Genomic DNA, 26,720 nt, shown 5'->3' with positions numbered 1-26,720 from the left:
TCAAGTATGGTCTGCAATCGGAGTGACCAAGTGTAATCTCGTTGCACTCCATATTTATTTCATTGCCTGGGATAGCTCTGTGAAAATAACACCCAGCGCATACGCTCCAGCATCCGGGTAGCCCAGACTGCGATCGCCAACAGCACCCGCGCGGCCCATACGTGCCACGATGTCTTCTGTTTTCTTCGCGCCTTCTACTGCCGCTTCGGCACCTTTGGCAAACGCCGTTTTGAAGTCAGCTCCAGACTTCGAACTTTGCGTCCATGAGTCTGCACAAGGGACAAGTGCGTCAATTAATGTCTTGTCACCTACAACGGCACCACGTCCGAAGGAACGTTCACCTGTAGATTGAATCCCTTGTACTGCCGCCTGCATCATGTCAGCGAACTCTGCAACGTTCAATTGCTGCTTGTCACCAACGGCTTTGCCTGCTGCCCGGAATGCCGAACCCCAGATTGGGCCGGATGCACCGCCACAGTATTCCATAATGACAAGAGAGCATGCATCGAGGAATGAACCGATATTCTTGTTCTCTTCGTTCCCGATATGGTTCCATTCGCGCTTGAGCTGTCTGAAGCCCTTCGCTACGCTCATACCAAAGTCGCCGTCACCCGCATGGGAATCCAGTTCACAGAATGGTACTTCGTTCTTGATAATGATTTCACTCATCTTATCGATCAGGTAGACGATATTATCCAGGGAGAATTGATTGTTGTTGATCACCGCAGACGTTGCAGGTGTTTCCACTTCATAGGATACTGGCGCATCTTCAGTTACGACGGCTTCCAATGCTTCGGAATATGCCACTTGCGCTACTGGAGGGCCAGATACTTTGAAAGCAGGTGTATCACTTTCCTTAAACAACAATGTTTTCAATTCATCGTCCATTTTCAGGATGGTTACCGATGCGCCTGCCATATCGATGCTCGTCATGTAATTGCCAACAAACGTAGTGGCTACACCCAGTCCTGAACGCTGTGCCAGCTCACGCTGAACCGAGTTGTTGAGCAGATAGAGCTCCTGTAAAGGTGTAGCACCAAATCCGTTGACAAGCACAGCAATCTCAGCGGAAGCATCGTTGTCCAGCTTCATGTCTGCAAGCAGTGCTTCAACCATACGTCCTGCAAGCTCATCCGCAGATACCAATTTCTCGCGGCGAATGCCGGGCTCACCATGAATTCCCACACCGAATTCCATCTCATCTTCAGCGATTTCAAATGTCGGTGTTCCTTTGGCAGGCACGGTACAGGATGTGAATCCAAATCCGATGCTGCGAACGTTCTGGGCTGCTTTCTCAGCAACGGATTTCACCTCTGCCAGACTGCGGCCTTCTTCGGCTGCAGCTCCAGCGATTTTGTGTACCAGTACGGTTCCGGCAACGCCGCGGCGCCCTACCGTATACAGACTGTCTTGAACAGCAATGTCATCCTCAACCCGTACATATTGCACGTCAATGCCATCTTCCTCGGCAAGATGCGCCGCGTTCTTGAAGTTCATCATGTCGCCGCTGTAGTTCTTAATGATTAGCAGCGTGCCCTTCTTGCTGGCTGTGGACTTGATCGCCTGATATACCTGAATCTGGGAAGGAGATGCGAATACATCTCCACAGACCGCAGCATCCAGCATGCCTTTGCCAACGTAACCTGCATGGGCAGGTTCATGACCACTACCACCGCCGCTGATGAGGCTAACTTTATCCCCATTAATCTCTCTGCGTTTAATGACTTTATATTTTTTCAAAAATTCAAGCTCCGGGTGCGCCAGCGCAATGCCGTTGCACATTTCCATGACAACATTTTCAGCCTGATTGATGATTTTCTTCATTTATTTCGCCTCCCGGCGAGCTGCTTTGTAGTCCCGTCCCATACGGTCAGCCGCCGCAATGGCAGCAGCCACTTCAGGAACAGTTATCGGGAACGGCATAGCGTGAATGGATTCCTCCGGAATACATGCGATCTCGGCCACCTTCAACAACTCTTCCTGACTAATGGTATCTACACCGATATCCGCCAAGCTTACAGGCAGTCCCACTGTGAGACAGAAGTCCATGACTTCATGCAGCTCTTCGGTTGGTGCATTTTCAAGGACGAGTTGTGCAATCGTACCGAATGATACTTTTTCACCGTGGAAGAAGTGATGTGTACCCTCCAGAACAGTCAAACCGTTGTGGATCGCATGGGCTGCAGCCAGACCGCCACTTTCAAATCCAAGTCCAGACAAGAGAATGTTTGTCTCAACGATGTTTTCCAGCGCTTGAGTCACGACGTTGCTGTCACTGGCTACTTTTGCTTTCAATCCATCCGTCAGCAGCATTTCATAACAAAGTTTTGCGAGAGCAAGTGCTGCATTCGTACCTACTGCGGATGGCGTGTATCCTTCACGGGAACCCATCGGCAGACTTGCGTTAACACGAGAGTACGACTTTGCTGTAGCTCTTGCTTCGAAGTACGTAGACAACGCGTCACCCATACCCGATACAAGGAAACGTGTTGGTGCGTTTGCAATAACCGTTGTGTCCACGAGAACAACACTAGGGCTTTGTTTGAAATACGCATAGTCATCAAAAGCACCTTCCGGCGTATACAACACAGCAGAGTGACTTGTTGGCGCATCCGTTGCTGCGATGGTAGGACAGATGATTAGCGCTTCGCCTTCTGCCACACATTTGGCTGCATCGATCGCTTTACCGCCACCGAGGCCAATTGTACATGTGCATCCTTTTTCTTTCGCAATTTCCTGGAGACGAGCAACTTCCTCGCGGGAACATTCCCCTCTAAAACCGCTTTCAACAAACGTAATATTGAATTTTTGTGCCGTTGCATCGAGCTTCGCCTTTACACGCTGTACATCATCCGGATGTGCGATCAGCAATGCAGATTCACCAAAGGATTTCACAAAGTAACCGAGGTTCAACAATTCGTCTTCGCCTTGCACATATTTCGTTGGACTAATAAATGCTTTTCTCATAATGATATAAACCTCCTATGGATGATATAAGTTCGTTTTCGTTTACTGCATAAATGTCCTGCAAACCTTCAACAAGGCTATCTGATGTAATTCTTAGATGAACTTAAACATTAAATTTTAAATACTCACAATTAACCTAAATATATACCATGCATGTGAGGTTTACAGTGGACTTTGATAACAAATTATTATAATTTGCAATCGTAATTTTTTGCTTTTCAACGGAATCATGGTATCTTATTGTCATGCGATAGGTTAATTTTTGACATCATCTATACATTACCCGTCATTAACTCATCTTAATATGTACAACTTGCTAACTTTTAACGAACGAAATCATTCATCAGGTTAGCTATGGAGGGTTCCACCCATGATTAAAGAATATCTGCACATCAATAAAATCCTCGACCTGAATAAATGGAAGCGTCTACAGGATTCTCTTGCCACTGTGACCAAGCTGGCTATTCTAACCGTTGATTATAAAGGCATTCCCGTAACCAGCCATAGCAGCTGTCAGGCCTTTTGCCAAAATGTTCGCAAAGATCCCGAACTGCTCCCCTACTGCCAGAAATGTGATTCTCGTGGTGGTCTGGAAGCCGTTCGATTGAACGAACCTTATGTATATCTGTGTCATTTTAATATCGTGGATATCGCGATTCCAATCACCATTGATGGAAAATATATCGGTGCGGTAATGGCAGGACAGGTGAAGCTCGCTGACCCGGAGAAAGGGACGGAACTGGAACAGATCGTCACGTCCAAGAACGTGCCTATGCATGCTGCAAAGCTAAAGGAATTACAGGACGATTATGACCAGTTGCCTGTCATGACCTATGAAGAGGTTGTGAAAATTTCCAACATGCTTTCTTTACTCTGTAACTACATCGTGGAGGAAGCACTAAACAAAAATTTACTGGTGGAAATGTTCGAGAAAGCTTCGGGTCATCAGGAGTCTCTGAATCTGTCCACTATTCTGCCCGGATACTCCATTCGTAATATTGAGTCGATCAAAAAAGAAATGACCAATGCGATTGCGGATGCCTATCTTAAAAATAGTGCAAGTGATACAGAGAGCTCCAGCCCGGTGCTCCAACCTGCTTTTGAATATATTCACAGTCACAAGAGTGAGCAAGTCTCGCTTAAACAAATGGCCGATCTGTGCCACCTGAGTCCAAGTTATTTCAGCAGGCTGTTTGCTAAGGAAACAGGTGAGAACTTCACGACTTATATTGCACGACTCAAAATCAAATGGGCCAAGCAATTGCTGGAAGTTACGGACATGCCCGTGTCACAGATCAGTGATGAACTGGGGTTCAATGAATCGGGTTATTTTATCAAAATATTTAAGAAATTCGAGGAGATTACGCCAGCCTTATATCGCAAATACATGCAAGAACAATGAGCGCGTTTAACCATACGTTTTCGTTACAAGAGAAAACTCAGTGATATCTTTTTCATATCAAAGATGGGGTTAAAAGATATTTCACCTATTAATCTGCCATTGCTACAATGGAGTCCAGATTACTTAGGGAGGCGTCACGAATGGAATATCGCAAATTGGGAAACAGCGGTTTAACCGTCAGTGAGATTTCACTGGGCAACTGGATTACGCATGGAGCACAAGTGGATGATGGAACCGCAAAAGCTTGTGTCCAGGCTGCTTTGGAGGCAGGCATCACGACATTTGATACGGCAGACGTCTATTCCAACACCAAGGCAGAAACGGTGTTAGGACATGCTCTAAAGGAGACTCGAAGAGAAAGTATTGAGCTGTGTACCAAAGTCTGTCATCCAACCGGCTCGGGTCGCAACGACAGAGGACTTTCCCGCAAACATATCATGGAGGCCTGCAACGCTTCATTGCAAAGATTGCAAACTGATTATATCGATGTCTATTATGCTCATCGTTATGATCCAAATACGCCGCTGGAGGAAACATTCCTTGCGTTTGCCGATCTGGTTCGTCAGGGCAAGGTTCACTATATTGGAGTTAGCGAATGGACTGCGGCTCAGATTGAAGAAGGTTCCGCATTAGCTAAGGAGCTTCGCGTGCCTTTTATTGCGAGCCAACCACAGTATTCCATGTTATGGCGGGTTATTGAGCAGGAAGTTGTACCAGCAAGTACACAAGCAGGTCTGGGCCACATTACATGGTCTCCCCTGGCTCAGGGCATACTATCTGGTAAATATATTCCGCACGAAGCGCTGCCAGCCGGATCACGTGCAGCTGCCGAGGCTGGAGCACCCTTTTTCAATAATCTTGCTGGTCGGTGGTTACGTGACGACGTTCTGACTGCTGTTCAGCAGCTTATTCCACTCGCGAAAGACATCGGGCTGACGCTCCCTCAACTTGCCGTCGCCTGGGTTCTTCAGCATCCGTATGTGTCATCCGTCATTATTGGGGCATCCCGTCCAGAGCAAGTCCTTGAGAATGTGAAAGCCTCTGGTGTTCAACTGGATCGGGACATCCTGTCCCGCATTGATGAAATATTGGGTGAGTGGATTGAAAGAGATCCTGCCAAGACGGGTTAGAACAGGTTGTTCGGTCATCGTAGTGCAAGTGTAATAATCTTTAGCTCAACTTATATTCCCATCAACGATTTCATCTACAATATTCATAAAACGGGAAATCACTTCCTGATTCATGTCCGTCCGCCATGCCGTGTACAACGGTACGGAGGGCGGACTTTCTGCTAATGGTAGAAATACCACCCCCCTCCGCTCGAACACATCTACTGAAGAAGGAACGATGGATATACCCATACCCGCTGCAACGAGATTCACAATCGTGTACATCTGAATGGCTTCCTGTGTAATACGAGGATCTACACCATGCTCCCTGCAATAATCCAGAACGAGACGATGGAACGGAGAACCCAGATGCCGTGGGAATAAAATAAAATCTTCGTCTGCCAGCTCTGTTATGGACACCTGAGTCTGTGAAGCTAAAGGGTGATGGTCTGGCAGCACTGCGAGTAATGTTTCCGTCTGACAGACCCGGAACGACAAATCTCCGTTGTGATCCTGATACCGCAAAAATCCAATATGGATCTGTCCATCTGCTAGTGCCTGCAATTGTTGGGACGAGGTCATCTCACGCAACGTAAGTTCAATCTGCGGGTACGCCGCACGGAATTTTCTCAACACATCGACCATAATACTCCCTGAAGCCGAATCCACAAAAGCAACCGTTAAATGTCCAATGATCCCCTGGTCAGCCTTCTGCGTAAGCTGGATGGATCGCTCAAGTTGGGCCATGATCAGCCTCGCCTGTTCCAGAAACACGGCACCGGCTGCCGTGAGACGAACCATTTTTTTTGTGCGTTCCAACAGCTTCACGCCGAGCTCTTCTTCCAGATTCTGAATCTGCTGGCTCAGCGGCGGTTGCGTCATATTTAATTTCTCAGCCGCACGGTGGAAATGAAGCTCCTCCGCCACGGTGATAAAGTATCGTAGTTTTCGAATATCCATACGTCTGGTGTACTTCCCTTCCGACTAGCCTGTTACTTCATCTGTTCCTGAACCCAAACAGCTGATTCAGCCAGCATCGTCATTAATTCATTAAAGTCCACGGCAATCTCACGAAGAGGCAGTTCTCCCGCATCGTGGATTAACATCAGGACCTTGCCAGAATTTTGATCCAGTATAGCAATGCTTCCTTCGCCAAACCCACCAATTGGAAATGGTTGCAGATCAGCGGGCAACTCGTATTCCTTCTCATATTCACGATATACATCCAGGAACTCGGGATATGCCCAATTCAATTCTTTCACCGAATACAAGGCAGGATCGCCGAAGTTGCATGCACCAAATTCAAGCAAGAGCTCACGATACACTGCGGGCAATTTCACGTTATACTTTTGCTCAAAATCCTCAATGCTCTGTTGCGTTTCAGGAGTACACCCTTCTCCCATTGTTGTATTGTAAGCTTCAACCAAAAGATCACGAATGGGTTCCAATTCTTTCGACTCCACTTGAACTCCTCCTCTATAAATGAAAATCAATGAAATTTTGGTCCAAAAATATGTTCACTATTAACGACACGATGATACCAGAAGCTACATTATTACTGTTATTGCTGCATTAAAGTACCTTTCGTCACCTATCTTTCTTTTCCTGCAACAAAAATACCCTATCCAGCAAGTGGATAAGGCAGAATAAAACATAATAACCATGGCATATTTTAGTTCACATGTTTCCGCAGTTCTTCATCCAGCCATTCCAGCGCTGAACGCAGCTTGTCCTTGGGTACATTCTGATAACGATCCCCCGTTGACAATTCAAAGGCACAGCTATGCGCACTGGTCTGCTGCAAGTATGAAGTAATCCCTAGGCCAAATTGCTGAGTCATGGATGCCAGAATACGCTCCACCTCGGCTTGGGCCAAGGGAAAATGTACGTGAAACATATTGGAGACGGGTACTTCTGGCAATGTACGTATACCGTGACACGCATTTAACAAGGAAGCAAGTTCCTTCGCCTGCTCATAATAAAGCCCCATTTTGCCAATCCGTTCATTGAAATAATATTGAGAACTAAGAATATATGGATATAGGCCGATCAGATCGCCGCCGTGCCGACGCTTCCATATTTTCGATTCTTGCATAACATCCGTATCTCCTGCCAATATAGCCCCAGCGATTCCTCCAATGCCTTTGTAAAAAGACACGTAGACACTATCGAACAGACTGCAAATCTCGGCTGGTGTCTTCTGATAGTATGGCGTGATTTCGAACAAACGTGCCCCGTCCAGATGAAGCTTGATTCCACGTTCACGGCAATAAGCCGAGATTGCTTCCAACTCTTCATAGGCAGGCAATTGTCCACCAATCTCGCGTTGGGGCAGTTCAAGCAGCAGGCAGGAAATCTCTTCATTCATCCCCTCCACATCTTCCAATCGAATCAATCGGTCCTTATCCGCCAGCAAAATGGATTCAATGTGATGTAGTTCCTTCAGTCCGTCCTCTTCATGAATTTCCAGATGAGATAAAGGATGATAAGCTACCCGCTTGATGCCTTTGCGGTCACACCAGATACGTAGCGCAATTTGCTGCGCCATCGTACCACTGGGGAAAAATACAGCGGATTCCTTGCCCAGAACGTCAGCCATCTGCTGCTGGAATTGATCAATGATTTTGCCGTTGCCATAATGATCACTATATTGTTCCCCATCCACCTGCTCCAGCGCTTCCTGAAGTACTTTGACTTTACGACTTCCGTGGCCGCCTATAATAAACTCTGCCTGATTAAAAGCTTCCGCTAATGTTAACTCTGTATTCTTCAAGGTTATTTACTCCTTTATTGTTCTGGTTTTTTGGTTCGTTATCATCTGCACCAGTGCACCCAGCGCTCCGTATTGATGCTCACTCCGGGAATGCACAAATCCTACTTCCAACCTGCGATACGGATCAGGCAAAGATAACACTGTAACCTCGCCTCTCCTTTCGGCTTTCGTAACCGAGGATCGTGGGAGCAATGACACACCTATTCCCGCAGATACGCCATTCATAATGGTGTCCAGTGTTCCATATTCCGTAACGTTGAGGGTGTGCACGCCTTGATCTTTCAAAAAGGCTTCTGCCTGCGCGCGATGGGTACAGCCTACTTCAAAAAACAACATCGGTTTGCACAATAGAGCATGCATTTCATGGGTTCCGGGTTCTGCAATCAGTACCAACTCTTCGTCGTACACTTTCATATAGTTCAGCTCAGGGTGGTCGATCGGGCCATATACCAAAGCTCCATGCAGCTCATGTTGAATGACCTTCTGATTGAGTTCATGTGTCCCCCCTGTAATTAACGAATGCTGAACCTCGGGGTAACATAAACGATATTCAGCGAGCAGCGGCGTCAGATAACTGGAGGCAGCGGTCTCAATCGCACCAAGACGAAGCATCCCTGCAGGTGGATTTCCGATCTGCGTTGCCTGCTCCGCTTCATATAATAAATGTAATATTTTATCCGCATATCCCAGCAAATTCTCACCCGCTGGTGTGAGCAACATGCCCCGGTTGGAGCGATGAAACAGCGGTACTTGCAGCTGATCTTCCAACTGTTTAATTCGTGTTGTTACATTGGATTGCACATAATTCAGCGCTAATGCTGCTTTGCTGATACTGCCTTCGCGGGCAACCGCCTGAAATATTTTTAAATCTCCTGCATCCATGCCCTGATCACCTGCTTGTTATCTATTATCTGAATTGATACTGACATTCATTTTTGTTCATTTTACGTGAATCTGCCCCATCTGTACAATGAGGCTCAGTAGTGAAGTTTTTATATACACAAGGAGGAATTTTGAAAATGAAAGCTATTATACATTCCGGCCATAGCGGCCTTGAAGGTCTTCAATATACAGAGTCAACATCTCGGGCCCCAGAAGCCGGTGAAGTACAGATCCAACTAAAATCTGCTGGAATTAATCATCGTGATCTGTTCATCATGGCAGGACGTACATTCCAGGACACACCACTCATTCTTGGTTCCGATGGAGCAGGTGTAATCATAGCAATTGGAGATGATGTAGAGAACTTATCTGTAGGTGATGAGGTCATTATCCACCCTACTCTCGGTTGGGACCACGCAGTAGACATACCCATTGTGCCCGAAATTGTAGGGGGCCCTACGGATGGAACTCTCGCACAATATATTACGTTGCCTGCTAGAAATGCCTTACCCAAACCCTCTCATCTATCATGGACGGAAGCAGGGGTGTTGTCCCTTTCGGCTTTGACTGCATACCGTGCCCTATTCACTCGTGGCGGACTTAAGCAGGCTGAACACATTCTCATTCCCGGCATTGGTGGTGGTGTAGCGACCTATGCTTTGCTTATCGCCGTAGCCGCTGGTGCCAAAGTGACCGTTACATCCAGAAGCGAAGCCAAGAGACACGAGGCTCTGCGTCTGGGCGCTTTCCAAGCTCTGGACAGTCATGCAGACTGGAGTTTGCAGAATGATCTTGATCCTGTTGATCTCATCTTGGATAGCATCGGACAAAGCATGTTCCCAAAATATTTTGATATAATTAGACCAGGTGGCCGTATCGTGATGTATGGCGCAAGCTCGGGAGATGATCTGGCTGTTCCAATCCGCTCGATCTTTTTCCCGCAAGTTAGCCTGATTGGCACCTCCATGGGCAGCCGTGAAGAGTTTGTCCAGATGCTGCAATGGGTGGAGAAGCATGATATACATCCTGTGATCGATGGTATATATCCGCTACAGGACACAGCGAAAGCATTCGAACGTATGGAAAAGGGAGAGCAGTTTGGCAATCTTGCTATACTCGTGGAGTGACATCTGGTTTTAGATGGACCTTCATTAATTAGGTAAAATCATTTTACGATAATGGGGTGAAGCCATCTGACCCGTCTCGCTAAACGTACAGTAATTGTTCTTGTCGCGATTATACTTTTGGCCCAAATTCCGATGTTGAAAGCAACCTTTGCCCGCGGGGTAACTACGCTATATGTGAACATAAAGTACCCCGAACGATCCTTTCAATACAGGGATTTCATCTATGAATCTCATTTTGGAAGCTATCTCATTTCTTATGCTGATCAAAACGGACAACTCATTAGCCTGATGCTTGAGCCCAAATTTTTACCGGTGATCATTACGTATGATCCATTGGATCAACCCATGAAAGACTAGTTTGTTCACTCTATGAATCATTCAGGAGGTATCGATATGTCTAACCATTTGCATTTGGTAGAAAGGGTTCGCAAGCTGATGAATGCCGAAGGAACCGAAGATGAACTGGATGAGATGCTAACCGAGTTAGAGCAAGAGATGCCTTACGCGGAGATCAGCAATCTGATTTTCTGGGATGATCGAGACCTGACACCCGAACAGATTGTGGAGGAGGCGCTAGCTGCTCGTCCAATCATTCTTCCGCCCAGCCCTTAGTTCTTATCCTATTAAATAAACATCACAAATCCAGGCCAACCCTCCCCAACTTCCATATTTTCGTTATAATGTAAACAAGACATCAGGAAAACGGGAGGAGAATTATGGAAACGGAAGGTTTACGCAACGTTGAGAAGTTGGCGCTGAAGAAACACAAGATTTACAAACAAAGCTTGATCAGGTACCTTGCACGCTCCATGCTCGCCAGCATGTTTATCGGGTTTGGCGTCATCGTGGCGTTCAAGACGGGTAACTTCTTTTATATGGAGGATTCCCCTTTTACATACCCTATGGCTGCCCTCACGTTCGGCGCGGCAATTATTCTGATTGCCTATGGTGGCGGTGATCTGTTCACTGGAAATACGTTTTACTACACTTATGCTGCCTTACGCAAAAAACTGAAATGGTTCGAAGTGGTGAAGCTGTGGATCGCGAGTTACAGTGGGAATCTGATGGGTGCAGCGGTATTTGCCCTGTTAATCTACCTGACGGGTCTGTTCGATTCATCTCAGGTGAATGGTTTTCTGCTGAGTGTCGTAGAGCACAAGATGGAGGCACCAGCCATGCAGCTCTTCTTCCGGGGCATTCTGTGTAACTGGCTCGTATGTTTGGCGTTCTTTGTGCCAATGTTCATGAAGGAGAATGGTGCGAAAATGTTCGCCATGATGCTCTTTGTCTTCTGTTTCTTCATCTCGGGATATGAGCACAGCGTCGCCAATATGTGTACGTTTGCGATTGCGCTGGTACTGAACCATCCAGGGACGATCTCATTCGGCGGGGTTATTCATAACCTGATTCCGGTCACGCTCGGCAATCTGGTGGGCGGCGTGCTGTTGATGGGCTTCATGTATTATGCGGTGAACAAACCGTTTCTGGACGAAGAGACACACTAATCTTTGGGCAAAAAAAGCCCCCTTACTGGCCCGGTCACCTGACCTTGGCTGGACGGTAAGCCAGACCACAAACACCCGCGCAACCTTTCCATCCTGTGATGAAGGTTGCGCGGGTGTTTGTTTATGGGCAGGTTCCCTATATATCTGCCCTCGGTTCTACCCGCCTTGTACCCGAATGGGGCTACAAGGCTTGGCTCCGTAGCTTAGTTATACTCACGCCACGGAATATATTCAATATCGTTGTCGCCACGCGTGACCACAATCATATTCTCGATTTTGCCTGTATCCTTGTTGGTTCGGTAGATCATCGTACGCGTCTCGCCTTCTTCCGGCACGGAGAACAGGAACTTGTCCGCAACAAAGGAGGAACCGAGCCCTGTCGCATGTTCTGTAAAGGCAGATCCGCTCTTGCTGGTCAACAGCAGGCCGATTCCATAAGCTGTAGCCGTTTGTGCTCCTTTGCCAAAGAGATGCTCCCCTTGACTGGTCGTATGGGTTTGTTCCCAATACTCGTATTTTTTCGTATCCTTGTTGTAATCCACGACGTTACCCTGTTTATCCAAGCTGATGCTGGTCGTTTCACCCTTGTCGCTTTTAACCTGATACGTACCTACAATCGAATCCTCGGTAATTTTCACCGTCTTGCCTGTGTTCGGATCGGTTTGATAGATTTCGTCCTCATATTGAAGCCGAATAACGTTCATGCTGGCCTGAAGCTGCTGCGCCAGTTTCTCGTCACCCATTTCCTCGGCTTTCTTCAACATTTCCTCATAGTTTTTGTAATCCTCGGCGTCCTTCTTATCCCAATCCTCCATATTCTCCGGAGGACCTGACGTTTTGCCCGAGCCATCACCTTTATGTTTACCGAGGGACGTAAGAGTCTGTGCCGCAGCCAAAGCCACCATAAGAGCCTTGTTCACAACATCTTCATCCGTGGTGCGGAAACGCTCGGCAATTTTCTTGAGTTCGGATTGGATGGACAAGACCAGCTCAAGAACAGACTTCATTGTTGCTTGGGCCGTTGCATAATCGTTATAAAAGCGCTCCCGCTCCATTCCGTCCCAATTGCTGCGCATGACACGGATCTGGCTATCCAATGTGGACATAAACTCCGACAATTGCTGATGTGCCTGGGCGAATTGCCCACTGACTGTATCCAGTTGTTCCGGTGTTACCTTAATCTGTGTCATCCTGCACGCTCCTCTTCGTCATATTCCTCCTATTTCGTGGTCCACCGTTCTTTATCTTGCAGCCTGATCTGCCTTGATCTCCAGATGCAGCAGCGGAAACGGATTACCGGAACCATCCAACTCGGAACGACCCATTTGTACAAATCCCATTTTCTCGTAGAATCGGGCTGCTCCAGCATTCTGCTCATTGACATCCACCTTGAGGTGACGACCTTTGATGTTAAGGGTATGGTTGATCAGAAGACGCCCCAGGCCCTGCCCGTGCTGACTGACATCTACAAACAACATCTCAATAAAGTTATCATCCAAACCGATAAAACCAACGGGTTCATTGCCAGCATCCAGCGCTTCCCATACCTCGACTTGCCTTTGCTGCAACACGTCGCTCACTACTTTTTTATAGAACTGGATGTGATGCTCTTCTAAAAACGTATGTGTTGCCCGAACGGCTCTCTCCCAAATCTCGACCAACTTGTCATGATCCTGTTCACGATATGAAGTGATTAACATGTCCAACGTATTCTCCTTTTCCTAGAAAACAATTATGTAAACATCCGATCCTGCGATTGGACTTGGTTAATACATGAAATTTTATATAACTCTATTTATATTTTACCATGCCCAATACTCAATCTGTACCCACCATTACCAATCTTGAGCCAAATTTTACTGCTATTTAAGGATTCCTTACCAAAAAAACAGAAAATAAAAGGCAGCTAAAGTCACCTTGACCCTGGTGCTCTAGCTGCCTGATATTCGATAAGTTCACTCGGCATCGTCAATCTAATGCCGCTTGGCTGCAGCATCATTCAACATTACTAATCAATGCTGCAATTGTGCAAGGATTTGCGGATCCTTGATCTTCTTGTCTTCAGCCAATAACATCACTTTGGATAAGATTTCAGCCGTTCTCGGATCTTCATCAAGGAATGGCAGGAATATTCTGCCTCGATGCTGACTGTGCACAGGAACGATATGAAGCGCGCCCGTCGCCTGTTTGAACACATTGCCGCTGCCAAGATGAACAGCATACTCGCCCAGTTCACCATCAATTCGAGCGTAATTTCCATCGAGACGTACGTTATCGACCTTCAACAGACGCAGTGACTCATTCACAATCACATGACGCATCTCAATCGTGGTCAAGCTGGCTTCCGGATCTATTCCGCCAACATGTGCAACGCTAACCACCAAATCAATTTCACGCATGACTTCCGAGAAGAAGACCGGCGGTACATCCTTCAACGCAACAGGTTTATACGTTTTTCGATCATAGAACTGCACCGTCTCCAGAGTAGGCGCTTCTGTATCTGCGGGTGAGAACCAGTCTGCCATGGCATAGAGATTGGCAATCAGATTATGCTCATAGCTTACCTTTTGCAGTCCTTCCTCATAGCTGACTGTCCATTGACGTCCTTTAAGCAGAGCAACTGCTTTTTTCGGCTGAATCTGATAACCTGCATACCGACGGGATACCGTTCCATTAGCCAGCTCATCCTCATTTGGAAGATAGAGTTCACGGAACACCTGCTTGAATGGCTGACGTTCCTGACGGTTGAACAGATCCCGTTGGAATTCACTCCAGCTTCCACTCTGGAACAGATGCAATGGATGCGCAATCAGTAGGCGATCATGTGCCGCCAAGGTTTGTATCGTGCTTGTCGAATCATCCGAAGCCGGAGTAACCAACCCACCGGACGTTACATCGAATCTTCCAAGCTTGTCATCTGCTTGGAACACAAGCGTGCGAACCAGTGGACGAAGAACCGGATTCTGCAGTAGACTTGAAACTTCCTCACTCGTAAAGGATGTTCCTGCCGTCATGGAACGCTCCAATTCCTGTCTTGCCCGGCGATACTGATCAACCAGATCTGTTTTTAATTCCTTCAATTCGGTGATGTATCCATCTTTCTTGAACCGAGCAGGTACAGATTTGAGTGTTTTGCCTTTGCTTACGATGAGTAGTTCCGGCTGGCCTTCTTCATCAATGACCAATTGGGCTGTAGTAGCCTCATCCAGTTCATGCGGCTCAAAATAGGATTTCATCTCATCCAGCTTGCGAGCTTCCATATCCCACATCAGCCGGGTAACATCGGCATATCCTGCATTACGGGCAAGGTTGCCCAGCGCTATCTGGGATACCAGACCTTCACTGGCACGGCGCTGTGCACCAAACTGTTTGCTCTGCATCAGAAACTTCTGAATGAAGTCGTACCGCTCACGCAGGTCCTGTTCCCGTTCTTCTGCAAATGGAATCAGGCTGTAGGTCAACAAATGATCTTTATTACGCTTATCTTCCACGGACTGACGCATATCTTCAAGTTTCAGTTTCCCAAGTGCCGCATCCGCGAACAACTGTGATCTGCGGTGATTGGCTCCCCCGGAGATATATTTGGCACAATCGTACAACAGACTGAACCGTTCCTCACCGACGGCTTCATATGCCTCCTCGAACCAGGCGATATCAAATGCACCTTCGTTAAAGTCCTGAGGTGAAATTGGAGAATAATGCGCCACAATGGTTTCCTTTTCAGCAGTGAACCGTTCATTGATATGAGCATGGAAGTACCAGGCTGCACTGCGCAGTCCTTCCCATCCGAGATGCTTCGCAACAATCTCCATCCATTGCGGTGCGTACATTGCGGCTTCCAGGAGCTTCTTCTCCTGGATGGGATGCTTCGCCAGCAATTGTCCCAACAGTACTTCGTCCTCTCCATCACGTGGATGGCAAACCTGGATCAGATGGCTGAACGTTTCTTTACGTGTCGTATTGTCACCGTAGCTGTAGATATATCCACGGACAAAGGTATCCTGATCCATGGCTGCAACGAGATGCACCCAATGCTCCATACCTTCAATGCGTTCAAGCTTCATGGCCAGCGTACTTACTTCTGTTGAGAGCTCTCCTCGGGTTAACTCAATCTCCAAAATTCGTTCAACAACTGTTCTTCGCAGTTCTGCCAATACCGGTTTCTCCGTAATCCAGTCGGACCGGCTTGATGTCAATTCCCGAATAAACTGGGCACGAGAATCTCCCACAAGCAGCTGCTTGTAGACTTCCTGTGCATCAATGAAGTCCAATTCATAAGCACGCAGGTAATCGTCCAGAGTGAGGAAGGAGCCTCGGTTACTTTCCTTATTTAATCGGTCGAATTGGCTTATCGTCTGGAAGTATCGCATGAAACTCTCATCGTCATATACACGATCCCGGACAATATAGAACCATGGACCAGACAAGAGAGCAAGTATGCCCGATTCCTTTTCCATTTGTTCCTCAGGCATCATTTTCATCAACGCATACAATGTCCGCTCAGCGATTTCAAATGTATCTGACTTATCACTGTCCTCATAAACGGCCTCAATCAGCGTTTTCACCTGATCTGTGTAACGAAGCTCACTGACCATCTTTTTCATGTCCTGGATATACTGAACCGGATAGACCTCTTCGGCAAATTCCTTGCGCCATCCTTCCAGCAGCCAGTGTTTCTCCAATTCACTATATTCGTATATGTTGGAATAGTAACGGTAATAACTATCCAGCTTCTTGTTCAGATCCTCCAAACGAATCACAAACAAAATTTGCAGCAGTTCTTTACTATCCAGACCACTCTTCTGAACATATTCTCCCCATATGTTATGGAGAGGGAACTGCTCCAATAATGCTATATCTTGCCGCTGATCATAAGGAATGAAGACCATGGCACGCAATGTCGCACCTACAAGCAAGGTTTCTTTGTAACCGGCATAATATTCTGCCTCATATTCATGGTCTCTGTGCTCATGTAACAACGCATCCAAACCATCAAGAAACTGCTTCGCTTTTTCCAGGGAAAGGGTAAACATGTCCTTCGGCTTGAAGCTGCCGAGATCACGTTCTTCCTGAAGCAATGGATTTTCCCATGAAGGATCATACAAACCGAATCCATTAGCCGCCGTATACCTGCTGCTCTGCTCTGTAAGCTTGTCCAGCAGCTTCTGCTCCTTGGCTGTTGGTGTCTTGATTAACGCTATGATTGGCTGCATCTGCTCCTGCTGCTCCATGCGTTGTGAATCTGCGGAGATCTCGGTCAACAGTTCCAGCGCACCCAATCGTTGCAATTCAGTTTTGGATTGTACAAGTCGTTTCAGGGATACCATCAGCTGATCGGTTGGCTGAAGCAGTAACACCTGAATGGTCTTCTGACGCAAAGATCCCGTTTTCAGTTTGAGCAATGCCTCCATTTGCAGCATCTCTTCGAGCGTAAGCGTCAGCAGCTTGGCTTTGAGCAGAGCATTCTCACGATTGTTCATGCTCTTATCCGACAGACTATCAAAAATAAACTGTCTTTGTACTTCGTTCTCGGGATGATGGACAAATTGGGACAACAATTCTCCTCGCAAATCCGGGCTTAGTTTGTCCTTGAGTGCAATGACCTCGCCAATCCATTCCGGGTCCATGTCATACGCAGCAAGGTACAGCATTTTTTTCACTACATCATCCGGATCGATCCGATATTGAACAAATTCAAGAACACCGGATGGTCCACCTGTCCCTCCCTGCGGAATGTAGGCCAGCATTTGTTTAAACAGATCAAAGTCACGACGACGCACGGCTTTATCTCCAAAAACAGGCAGGGGCCAGACGTGAACACTACGTTGATTCTCCCCATTTTCAAAGCTCCAGTTAAACATGTACATGGCATCATAATTCTCAATCACCCAATGCAGCAACTCCAGATCCTGTACTTCAAGATACTGACGTGCCATGTTTAAGCGCAGCCCTCTGTTCTGACTGTTAGCAAGTACGTATTGTGCAACAATCTGCTGATATACTTGCCCGTGATCCATGATTTGGATGACTTTTCGCTCCAATTCATTCTCTTCGATGACTGCGGTTGCCCAAAGACTAATGAATAATTGGTTTGCATTGGCACTTTGCTGCCATTCCTCTCGCACCGCAGAATCAGTCAATGCTTGATGCGCTTGTGTAATTAATTGCGCAGCAACACGCTGATTAGCCGCTTCAATTCCAATACCTGTCCATACGGCGAGCGCTCTCACCACTGAACTGAACCGAATCAGGTTGTTGTCGATGATTATTTTTAATATGTATATATACGCCTCAAGCGTTCCTTCATCCATCCGTTCTACAATGCTCTGGCGCAACCCCTCCTGCAGTCTGGCTGCTACCAGCAATTCTCCAACCATCTGGTAAGCATCCACCTGATCGCTCATAAAGATACCTTTGATCATTTCAGTGGTCAGCAATGCATTCTGATTGTCGCCATAGATAATATCATGCAGCGCCTGCTTCATATCGCCGGTTTCATGATCCAGTTCATAGGCAATGCAATCCGGTATAACGGCTCTAACCTCATGAAGATAATCAAACTTGTACTCCCGCATGGATACATATTCGTTCAGAGAGAAGCCATGCATCTCCATACGGAATAAGGCAATCATTTTACGAAGAACCTGTCCAATATGCTGCTCGGGATCGGTTGTACGAAATGGTCTGCGCTCATAATGTTTGCTATAAGGAAAATTCACGGCACGTTCTGCAATGTAACGGAATCGAGGCAGGAAGGATCCACTGACCAGTTGCTCCAGCACATCCAGCAATGGACGGAACAATGGCGTTTTCGTCTCAGCGGACATACCTTGCAATTGCTGCACTGCATCCAAATAGGCCTTTTCGTCTTCGCGCAAATAGGTGAATCCAGCCATCTCTGCAACATAGCCTGCGAGTTCTTGCTCCACACCCTTCAGCGATTTCACTTTTTCCTGCAACTCTTGTTGATACTGTTGAACTTTATCTTCCTGATTCATTCCATTCTCCTCCTCATCACTCTCTACCACATACGTCCGGCAAGCATTGTAAAGCGGATAAACACCACATTATCGTCTTCCTGTATAATCAACGGCTCATCCAATGCCTGCAACTCTTCATCATTGAGAAACACCTTAAATAATCCATCTTCATATGCGGTTACAGCTGTATCCATGGCGCCTTCTACATCGGGAACCCCTTCGTTATATATCGTGCCAAAGCCTACTTTTCCTGCTGCTCCCTGCTCTTGAATGTCCTCGGGCATCAGGTAGGCAAGCCATTCTGCTTCATTCTTCTTGTCCTGAAGAACCTTGAGCTGTTGAGCCACCATGTTCTTAATAAGCTGTCTCAACGTATCGGTTGTTTCCGGAAGTTCGGCAGCCTGTTTGGCAAGTGCCGGCTTGCGTTTACCCAGACTTTTCACCGTAATCCATACATTCACTGCTTACCCTCCTATGTATAGCTTTATGTTATAAGAAGCCTCTATCAGCCCTTATATCTATACCACCATGGAAAACGGACCAAACTTAAACTTCGGCCTATTTCGTTATCCATTCAATTATGCGTACATATGTGCCCCTATTGAACATTTTAACGAATATCCCGACCATATTCATGGGCCATTTCTCATGTTTACATGCAACCAGCGAACTAATGGCCTATATTGCACTTTCGCAGTCGGAACAGTCTTCCCACAGCAAATAAAAAGAGAACAGTGCGCCTTTGGGCAGTCACTGCTCTCTGTAAGTTTACGATGAATATTTCTGCAAAATAATGACCGCATTATGACCACCGAAGCCAAATGAGTTGGACATGCCAATCTTCAGGTCAGCTTCTCTTGCAACATTGGGGACATAATCGAGATCACATTCCGGATCGCTCTGCTCTTGATTGATTGTCGGTGGAATGATGCCGCTACGCAAGCTTTGAATGAGCGATATAGCTTCCGCACCACCAGCCGCCCCCAGCATATGTCCGGTCATCGATTTGTTTGCTGTTACCGGAATATGATAGGCTTCCGCACCAAACAGCTGCTTGATTGCTCGTGTCTCGGAAAGATCACCCGCTTCCGTACTGGTAGCATGAGCATTAATGACATCAATGTCTTGCGGCTGAAGCTGTGCATCCGCCAGAGCGGCTTTCATGGCCAAGTATGCACCACGTCCTTCGGGATGGGTTGCTACCATATGATACGCGTCTGAACTGGCACCATAACCTACGATCTCTGCAAGGATGTTTGCACCTCTCGCAAGGGCGTGGGACAAAGACTCTACAACCAAGACCCCGGCACCCTCAGCCATGACAAAACCATCTCTGCCTGCATCAAATGGTCGACTCGCTCCTTCGTACGCTTCGTTTCGTGTAGATAGCGCCGTCGCATTGCCGAAGCTTGCCAGTGATACTTCGGTGACAGCTGCCTCCGTCCCTCCAGCAAAAATCACATCTGCTCCACCGTGACGGATCAGCCGGAAAGCCTCACCTATGGCGGTGTTGCCGATCGAACAGGCTGTCACTGGCGAGAGAGTAGGTCCCCAACAGCCAAATCTCATGCTCACCATAGCCGCCGCCATATTGGATATCATCATGGGCACCAGTGTTGGACTGACTCTTGCAGGCCCGCGTTCAGACAGGAGTTTGCCTTGTTCCATCAGGGTCTGGATTCCGCCGATGCCGGAACCGATATACACGCCAACGCGCTCCCTGTCCACATGCTCCATCTCGAGACCGGAGTCAGATAAAGCCTGATCTGCTGCCGCAACAGCAAATTGCACGAACCGGTCCATACGCCGTGCTTCCTTCCGTCCAAACCGTTCTTCTCCGTCAAAATCACGGACCATCCCTGCTATCTTCGTTTTATAGGACGTTGTATCAAACGCTTCAATTGGCGAAACTCCTGATTTGCCTTCCACCAATCCATTCCAAAATGTATGCACATCATTCCCCAAAGGAGAGATAATCCCCATTCCTGTAATAACAACACGCTCCATAATGCATCCTCCTTTAGTGCTCTTTCCATACTTGTTTAGTTAAGTTATGCACTTATATTGCCATTCGTATTATCCTATTACAAGTTGTCAATTATAATAGTATAATGACTACTATGATAAACTCAGGAACGAAGGTGATGGAATGAACCATGATGTCAGGCTGCAGGCACTGTCCGCTTTTCTGAAAAGCCAGCGTTCCAAAATCTCTCCGGAATCCGTCGGATTACCCGCGGGCTCCCGGCGAAGAACGCCTGGATTAAGAAGAGAAGAAGTATCCCAATTGGCAGGTGTGAGCACAACATGGTACACCTGGCTTGAACAGGGCCGAGATATTCAGGTATCTCATTCCGTATTGGATAACATCGCCTCAGCTCTCAGGCTGACAGCAGATGAACGGAAGTATTTGTTTTCCCTTGGCTTGGATTACCATTCGGAACTTCATATCCTGGATGAGAAGCCACTCCAAGTTCATCCCTCTTTGCAGAAAATATTGCAGGAACTTCGCAATTGTCCCACAATCATCTCAGACCGACGCTGTCACATTGTGGGCTGGAATGACGCAGCACGGCATGTGTTTATGGACTTTGAACAGATTCCGGCTGAACAGCGGAACATGATCAGCTTGTTGTTTGAACGAAAGGAATTTCGGAGGCTGGCCGTCAATTGGGAGGATTTTGTCAGCGGATTCCTGGCTATTTTCCGTGCTTATTACGGTCAATATGTCGATGATGAATGGTACAACTTGTTTTTGGATGACATGATGGACAGATATCCTGATTTTCAACCCCTCTGGAAACAAAGCAATGTTAGCAGCGCCCCGGATGTGTTGATTGAATTCAGACATTCCAGAGCTGGCAAAATGCTTTTTGATCTTACCTCACTCCAGGTTCAGGGAAATGCCGATTTGCGGTGCAGTATCTACACACCTGCAACAGACACGGCTACAGAGCGGAAACTGATTCGCCTCATGGAGCCAAAGGTAGAACACGACTCAGACAAAAGCTGATGCTGATCTTCTCCTTTACTCCGTAATACAAATGAACAAAAAAAGACCCAGGGCGATGAGGCCTGGGTCTTCATGTTTGTTTGTTTGTTTTGAACCTGTCTGTACAATCATTTCAGTTGCAGATTAACGGATGTTATTTAAAAGCCGGGATCGCAATATCTGCATACTTCTCTTCAAAGAAGGCTTTCACTTCTGGACCCGCCATACGCTTCGCCAGCTTCTGAATGGCTTCCGAATCCTTGTTATCTTCACGCGCAACCAAGGTAATGGCAAAATGGGAATCATCCTTCTCAGTGAACAGCGCATCCTTCTTGGGTGTAAGCCCCAGCGGACTCGCATAGGCTGGCGTCATGGCAACCAGATCCGCATCATCCAGCATGCGGGCCAGCATCAACAGATCCACTTCTTTGAACTTGAAGTTCTTCGTGTTCTCCGTGATGTCTGCTTGCGTTGCATTAAAACCGACGCCTTCTTTCAGCTTGATCAGGCCGTTCTGTTCCATCATGACCAGCGAGCGTCCAATGTTGGACGGATCGTTGGCAATCGCTACCGTTGCACCTTCAGGCAATTCTTCAATGGATTTATACTTCTTGGAATATGCTCCGTAGATGGCATTGTAGATCGGCTGCACAGCCACCAGATTAGCGTTATTTGCTTCATTGTACTGATTCATGTAAGGGACGTGCTGGAAGAAGTTTGCGTCTACTTCCTTGTTCGCCAGTGCAGTATTCGGTTGAACGTTATCGGAAAGTACAACAACTTCCAGATTAACGCCATCTTCTTTCAGCAATGGTTTCACAATATCCAGCACATCTGTCATTGGCGGAATCAAAGTAGCTACTTTCAACGTCACTTCTTGTCCGGCTTGAGTACTTTCCTTATTTCCTTCCGCCGCAGGTGTTTCTTCTTTTTTGCCGCATCCGGCTGCTACGAGCGTCACTGCCAGCAGCATGAGCATTAGTTTTGCTTTCATCTGATATAAACCCCTTCATCATGTAATCTGTATTGTTCATGCTGTAATTCAATCTTTCTGCACTGCTTGTCCTTCTTCAGGATCTGCGATCGAGCCAGCGGGACAGTCTGCTGCCAGTAAATTGGATCATCTGTACCAGGATAATCATAATGATAATCGTAAATACCATGATCTCCGTCTCGAATCGCTGATAACCGTAACGAATCGCAAAATCACCAACACCGCCACCACCGACAATACCCATGACCGTAGAGTAAGAGATAAAGCTGATGGTTGCCGTTGTTAAGCCGAGTACAAGACTTGAGCGGGCCTCCACATACAGGAATTTCACCACAAGCTGTATGGTCGATGCACCCATGGAAGAAGCAGCTTCAACCACACCCTTCGGGACATCAAGCAAGGCCTGTTCTACCAGTCTGGCGTAATACGCAATGGCGATGACCGAGAGCGGCACGGTTGCTGCGAGCGTCCCGATGGATGTTCCAACGATCAGACGTGTGAACGGAATCATAAATACCACTAGCAGCAGAAACGGGAAGGAACGAATGATGTTGACGAGACTTCCCAGAATCGTGAACAGAGGTCGATTCTGATAACGTTGCCCTTTTCTGAACAAATACAGCAGTGTGCCCAGAGGCAGCCCGATTAACACGGCTGCCGTGATAGAGATCCCCACCATGACAAACGTCTCTCCGATGGCCTGCCAAATTTCATGCTGATACTTCACAACGGACTCAGGTATCATCATTATGGTCCTCCTGATCGCCATGAATAGAGGTATTTCGTCCGCTCATGGATACATCTTCACCCATCAACAAGGATGTTAAAAGATCAGGCTTCGGTGCCGGTATGCTTCTTACTTCCGCTTCCGACAGCGTTTTGATGATCCGTCCCTCTTTCATCACCGATATCCGGTCGCAGAGCTTTCGGGCAACCTCCATCTCATGTGTAACGAGTACAATAGTTACCCCCAGCGTTTCATTGACATGACGCAGCACATCCAGAATTCCACTCGTGGTCTGCGGATCAAGCGAAGATGTTGGTTCATCACAGAGCAGCACATCCGGGCGGCTGGCAAGTGCTCTGGCGATGGCAACACGTTGCTTTTGCCCTCCGCTTAACTGCGCAGGATACTGGTTGGCCTTATCTTCAAGTCCGACAAATCTCAATACCTCAAGTCCTCGTGCAACCCGCTCTGTCCGAGAGACGCCAGCGAGTTCCAGAGGCATGCAGACATTGCCACTTACCGTTCGATTGCTGACGAGATTGAAGTGCTGAAAAATCATGCCAATGGACCTCCGTACCTGACGCAGACTCGGCTCACTCATCCGGGTCAAATGCTGCCCATTCACAATGACTTCGCCGTCATCAGGCTTTTCCAATCCATTGAGCATGCGCAGAAGTGTGGATTTCCCTGCACCACTAGAGCCGATAATGCCGTGGATCTCTCCCTGGCCTACTTCTAGAGAAACCGAGCTTAACGCTTCGAATCCCTGATCTTCACGGGACCCACGCTCGTTGTAACGCTTGCTTACCCCGTATAATGAAATCATGGGAGATTCCTCCTGCGATTGATCGTACATGGTCCTTCAAGAACACATGAAGAAAGCCCGCACAGCCGATAACCGGAGCGCGAGCAATCCTGTTTATTCATAATAAATCATCATTCGACATGAAACAAGCTTTAAGGTGAGATATCTGTGTGCAAATCATTAGCATCATATATACTAAACCGTCCGTTGGACGACCCAATATAGACTTCATTTCCAAGCCGGTTCATGGTTCCATTCTTAGCATCCCGATCACGATGTTCCGGGTTTCCCATCACGACGTCATGCACACGGCCGATCAAGGTACCGTCATTTTTATCCATGATCAGGAGATCCTCACCCATCGGTAGCAAAAGCTGATCTTCAATCACCACGTAACTCCCCTGATTGGTAGGGTATTGAAAGGCAGCAATCGTGTTTTGTGCAGTCCAGCGGGTCTCCCCTGTATCATAGGCAAGGGCTGCCGGATAACCGTTCTTGATTACATATAATTGATCGCCCTCCACAAGTGCGCGTTCGATCTTGTTATTCTGCGTCCACCATTTTTTTTCGGTCTTGGGATCATACAAGGTGGTTATGTAATCCTCGTATTCACCATACATTTCCCCGTTGTTGTTCTCTCGAATGAGCACCATGCCGTCATTCAGCACCTCAATTTGCTGTCCAACCCGGGCCGGAAATTGTGCAAGCTTCTGTCCGTTGTTCAGATCAACCAGCACCCACTGGTCATCCAGCAGCATCCAGCGTTCTGGCTGTGCGGGCACAAACGGATCGATACGAGCAATTCCGTCAAAATAAGGATTCCGTTCGGGATGCTCTATCGTTGACTTCCCTGCTGCAATGCTCCACACGGTGCGGCCTGATCGCGGATCAGCTGCAATCAGTTTATCCTTTTCCCAATACATGACATAAGGATCTTCCGCGCTCTTATTCAATAATTCATAACCGGTCGTCAGTTTTCGCTTCCATAATGTTTTTCCGTTTGCACTGTCCAGCACCGTTAACCAGCTATTGCTTGAGCCTTCAACAACCGCGCTGTCCACAATGACGACATTCTTCGCTGCCGTGATCCCATTCAATCTGAAATTTTGCTTGGGGATATACTCCCACTCGACCTTTCCGTTCTTCAAGCCCAGATGGCGTATACGATCCACGTATTTTTTCTTGTCAGGGTCATAATCGGTGTAGATTGTAACGTATTGGCGTCCCGCATCCACCTCTGCCTGCTGTCTTCCAAACCCACCATTGATCGCCCATAATTTCTGGCCGGAATGTCGGTCAAGAGCATATATGGAACCTTCGTAGTACCCCCCGCTAAATCCACCGTCATCCCCTTTCATCAGGAGCACATCCTCCGTTGCTGCTTGTAGAAAGGTGTAATTAATATCCCCCTGATTGGTCCATACCGATTTCCAGGGTAAGGTGGCAGGCAGCATTGTGCCATAGATTTTAGTCGTGAACTGATATTCATCTGAACCACCAAATTCCCAATTAGACACTACACCGTTTCGATCGTCCTGGGGTATATTCCAGCGCGTACGAACCAGCCTGCCGTTCTTGTTAAATGTCACGAGAAAATGAGCATCTGCTCGCTCGTACCGCCAGGTCTTTCCTATGCTCATGGCATAACCCGTATCGTTTAAATTGCCGGAATGCTCTTGCCAATCCGGTTCGCCAAGCCACTGCGCCACCTGTTTTGAGGTCGTTTTTGAATTCAGCACAATATCTATCAAATGACGTATAGTGGACGTGGGCATCGCCAATTGTCTACTGAACCAGCCATCCGCTACCTTGGTATGCTGTGCTACATCCTTTGCCTTAACCCAAAGCAATGCTGGACGATAAGTGGACGATTCCTTGTTCCAGACGCGCGGGGCAATGGACACGCCATACCAGTCCTTCGTCGCTGCAACAATGAACGCCTGCTCTTTCAGGAATGCCCCTGAAGACCATGTTGCCTGACTTCCGGGAAACAGGTACAGCTTGCTGCCCGATTGAAGCTTGAACGTTTGTGGAATGGATTTCGTCAGGCTTCGGCTTTCTTTGGAGGTATACCAGCCAGGTATCCAGAATTCAGTGTAATCGCTACCTTTTAGTTTGACCCATTCCCCGCGAACAGCGTCGATTTGCAAGCTCCCTTGAGCGGAGCTATACCCGTCTATGTCCATCCGATCAGGGGAAACACTGCTCTCGACCACTTGGCTGTAAATAGGTACTCCCTTTGCAACTGTGACCTTATCCCCCTTTTTATAATTAAGCTTCACCGATAGCACTTGCGTTACTGAACCCGAACCTTGCCCCTCCAGCGCCCTGGCATGGTTGTACAACAGCAGTCCCCCCGTAACCAGCACAACTAAGACACCAGCAGCGATATTCCATGGGTAGCCCGTCCATTGCCTTTTACGCCCCGTCTTCACGTCAGTCCACTCCAATCATTTG

General features: G+C 47.5%; 22 protein-coding genes. 7 read left to right on the top strand and 15 right to left on the bottom strand.

Features of this window, described 5'->3' with window-relative positions:
• Nucleotides 1-54 precede the first annotated feature (54 nt).
• Both dhaK and PTQ21_RS09775 read right to left on the bottom strand, forming a co-directional pair.
• Complete coding sequence (gene dhaK, locus PTQ21_RS09780; RefSeq protein ID WP_079694984.1) at nt 55-1,824, bottom strand: dihydroxyacetone kinase subunit DhaK; 1,770 nt, start codon at nt 1,822-1,824, stop codon at nt 55-57.
• Nucleotides 1,825-2,967: a glycerol dehydrogenase gene (locus PTQ21_RS09775; protein WP_079694983.1), complete on the bottom strand. Its 1,143-nt coding sequence runs from the start codon at nt 2,965-2,967 to the stop codon at nt 1,825-1,827.
• 370 nt (nt 2,968-3,337) lie between these two features.
• Between PTQ21_RS09775 and PTQ21_RS09770 the strand changes: the two genes are divergently transcribed.
• A complete protein-coding gene (locus PTQ21_RS09770) occupies nt 3,338-4,369 on the top strand; it encodes a PocR ligand-binding domain-containing protein (RefSeq protein WP_072735054.1) in 1,032 nt (343 codons plus the stop codon).
• A 140-nt stretch (nt 4,370-4,509) separates the two neighbouring features.
• A complete protein-coding gene (locus PTQ21_RS09765; protein WP_079694982.1) occupies nt 4,510-5,499 on the top strand; it encodes an aldo/keto reductase family protein in 990 nt (329 codons plus the stop codon).
• A gap of 45 nt (nt 5,500-5,544) precedes the next feature.
• On the opposite strand, the gene PTQ21_RS09760 is transcribed toward PTQ21_RS09765, so the two are convergent.
• From PTQ21_RS09760 to PTQ21_RS09745, 4 genes are all read right to left on the bottom strand, one after another.
• Nucleotides 5,545-6,438: a LysR substrate-binding domain-containing protein gene (locus tag PTQ21_RS09760; protein WP_079694981.1), complete on the bottom strand. Its 894-nt coding sequence runs from the start codon at nt 6,436-6,438 to the stop codon at nt 5,545-5,547.
• Nucleotides 6,439-6,470: 32 nt separating this feature from the next.
• Entirely contained in the window at nt 6,471-6,941 is a 471-nt protein-coding gene (locus tag PTQ21_RS09755; protein WP_072735051.1) for an SMI1/KNR4 family protein, read from the bottom strand.
• A gap of 209 nt (nt 6,942-7,150) precedes the next feature.
• Nucleotides 7,151-8,251, bottom strand: a complete 1,101-nt coding sequence (locus PTQ21_RS09750; RefSeq protein WP_274569679.1) for a threonine aldolase family protein — start codon at nt 8,249-8,251, stop codon at nt 7,151-7,153.
• Between the two features lie 6 nt (nt 8,252-8,257).
• Nucleotides 8,258-9,133, bottom strand: coding sequence for a LysR family transcriptional regulator (locus PTQ21_RS09745; protein WP_090807651.1), 876 nt, complete (start codon nt 9,131-9,133; stop codon nt 8,258-8,260).
• A 137-nt stretch (nt 9,134-9,270) separates the two neighbouring features.
• Between PTQ21_RS09745 and PTQ21_RS09740 the strand changes: the two genes are divergently transcribed.
• The 4 genes from PTQ21_RS09740 (at nt 9,271) to PTQ21_RS09725 (ending at nt 11,765) form a co-directional block, all read left to right on the top strand.
• Entirely contained in the window at nt 9,271-10,260 is a 990-nt protein-coding gene (locus PTQ21_RS09740; protein ID WP_274569678.1) for a quinone oxidoreductase family protein, read from the top strand.
• A 174-nt stretch (nt 10,261-10,434) separates the two neighbouring features.
• On the top strand, nt 10,435-10,617 hold the full coding sequence (locus PTQ21_RS09735; protein ID WP_274569677.1) for a hypothetical protein: 183 nt from the start codon (nt 10,435-10,437) through the stop codon (nt 10,615-10,617).
• 36 nt (nt 10,618-10,653) lie between these two features.
• Nucleotides 10,654-10,872: a bacteriocin immunity protein gene (locus tag PTQ21_RS09730; RefSeq protein ID WP_256336496.1), complete on the top strand. Its 219-nt coding sequence runs from the start codon at nt 10,654-10,656 to the stop codon at nt 10,870-10,872.
• Between the two features lie 104 nt (nt 10,873-10,976).
• The gene (locus tag PTQ21_RS09725) at nt 10,977-11,765 is read left to right on the top strand and encodes a formate/nitrite transporter family protein (protein WP_053784134.1); all 789 of its coding nucleotides are present in this window, start codon (nt 10,977-10,979) and stop codon (nt 11,763-11,765) included.
• Nucleotides 11,766-11,968: 203 nt separating this feature from the next.
• Here the strand turns inward: PTQ21_RS09725 and PTQ21_RS09720 are convergent, their stop codons facing one another.
• From PTQ21_RS09720 to fabF, 5 genes are all read right to left on the bottom strand, one after another.
• Entirely contained in the window at nt 11,969-12,955 is a 987-nt protein-coding gene (locus tag PTQ21_RS09720) for a WXG100 family type VII secretion target (RefSeq protein ID WP_072735047.1), read from the bottom strand.
• Nucleotides 12,956-13,006: 51 nt separating this feature from the next.
• Nucleotides 13,007-13,465 carry an acetyltransferase gene (locus PTQ21_RS09715; protein WP_079694976.1) on the bottom strand — a complete coding sequence of 153 codons (459 nt, stop codon included), beginning with the start codon at nt 13,463-13,465 and terminating at the stop codon, nt 13,007-13,009.
• Between the two features lie 312 nt (nt 13,466-13,777).
• The gene (locus tag PTQ21_RS09710; RefSeq protein ID WP_090807645.1) at nt 13,778-18,763 is read right to left on the bottom strand and encodes a DUF4132 domain-containing protein; all 4,986 of its coding nucleotides are present in this window, start codon (nt 18,761-18,763) and stop codon (nt 13,778-13,780) included.
• Between the two features lie 23 nt (nt 18,764-18,786).
• Nucleotides 18,787-19,206: a hypothetical protein gene (locus PTQ21_RS09705; protein WP_090807643.1), complete on the bottom strand. Its 420-nt coding sequence runs from the start codon at nt 19,204-19,206 to the stop codon at nt 18,787-18,789.
• 307 nt (nt 19,207-19,513) lie between these two features.
• On the bottom strand, nt 19,514-20,752 hold the full coding sequence (gene fabF, locus PTQ21_RS09700) for a beta-ketoacyl-ACP synthase II (RefSeq protein WP_274569673.1): 1,239 nt from the start codon (nt 20,750-20,752) through the stop codon (nt 19,514-19,516).
• 142 nt (nt 20,753-20,894) lie between these two features.
• Between fabF and PTQ21_RS09695 the strand changes: the two genes are divergently transcribed.
• Nucleotides 20,895-21,758 carry a helix-turn-helix transcriptional regulator gene (locus PTQ21_RS09695; protein WP_274569672.1) on the top strand — a complete coding sequence of 288 codons (864 nt, stop codon included), beginning with the start codon at nt 20,895-20,897 and terminating at the stop codon, nt 21,756-21,758.
• 133 nt (nt 21,759-21,891) lie between these two features.
• Here PTQ21_RS09695 and PTQ21_RS09690 read toward each other — a convergent pair whose 3' ends face one another.
• The 4 genes from PTQ21_RS09690 to PTQ21_RS09675 all read right to left on the bottom strand — a co-directional run bounded on the left by PTQ21_RS09690 (nt 21,892) and on the right by PTQ21_RS09675 (nt 26,698).
• Nucleotides 21,892-22,731: a MetQ/NlpA family ABC transporter substrate-binding protein gene (locus tag PTQ21_RS09690; RefSeq protein ID WP_076290419.1), complete on the bottom strand. Its 840-nt coding sequence runs from the start codon at nt 22,729-22,731 to the stop codon at nt 21,892-21,894.
• 76 nt (nt 22,732-22,807) lie between these two features.
• Nucleotides 22,808-23,479: a methionine ABC transporter permease gene (locus PTQ21_RS09685; RefSeq protein WP_079694970.1), complete on the bottom strand. Its 672-nt coding sequence runs from the start codon at nt 23,477-23,479 to the stop codon at nt 22,808-22,810.
• Nucleotides 23,466-24,284, bottom strand: coding sequence for a methionine ABC transporter ATP-binding protein (locus tag PTQ21_RS09680; protein ID WP_079694969.1), 819 nt, complete (start codon nt 24,282-24,284; stop codon nt 23,466-23,468). The genes PTQ21_RS09685 and PTQ21_RS09680 overlap by 14 nt, the downstream gene beginning before the upstream one ends.
• 131 nt (nt 24,285-24,415) lie before the next feature.
• On the bottom strand, nt 24,416-26,698 hold the full coding sequence (locus PTQ21_RS09675; RefSeq protein ID WP_274569671.1) for an outer membrane protein assembly factor BamB family protein: 2,283 nt from the start codon (nt 26,696-26,698) through the stop codon (nt 24,416-24,418).
• Nucleotides 26,699-26,720: the final 22 nt, after the last annotated feature.

Origin of the sequence: Paenibacillus marchantiae (assembly GCF_028771845.1) — a bacterium.
GTDB classification, from domain to species: Bacteria; Bacillota; Bacilli; order Paenibacillales; family Paenibacillaceae; genus Paenibacillus; species Paenibacillus marchantiae.
This window is presented reverse-complemented; position numbering and strand designations above follow the sequence as displayed.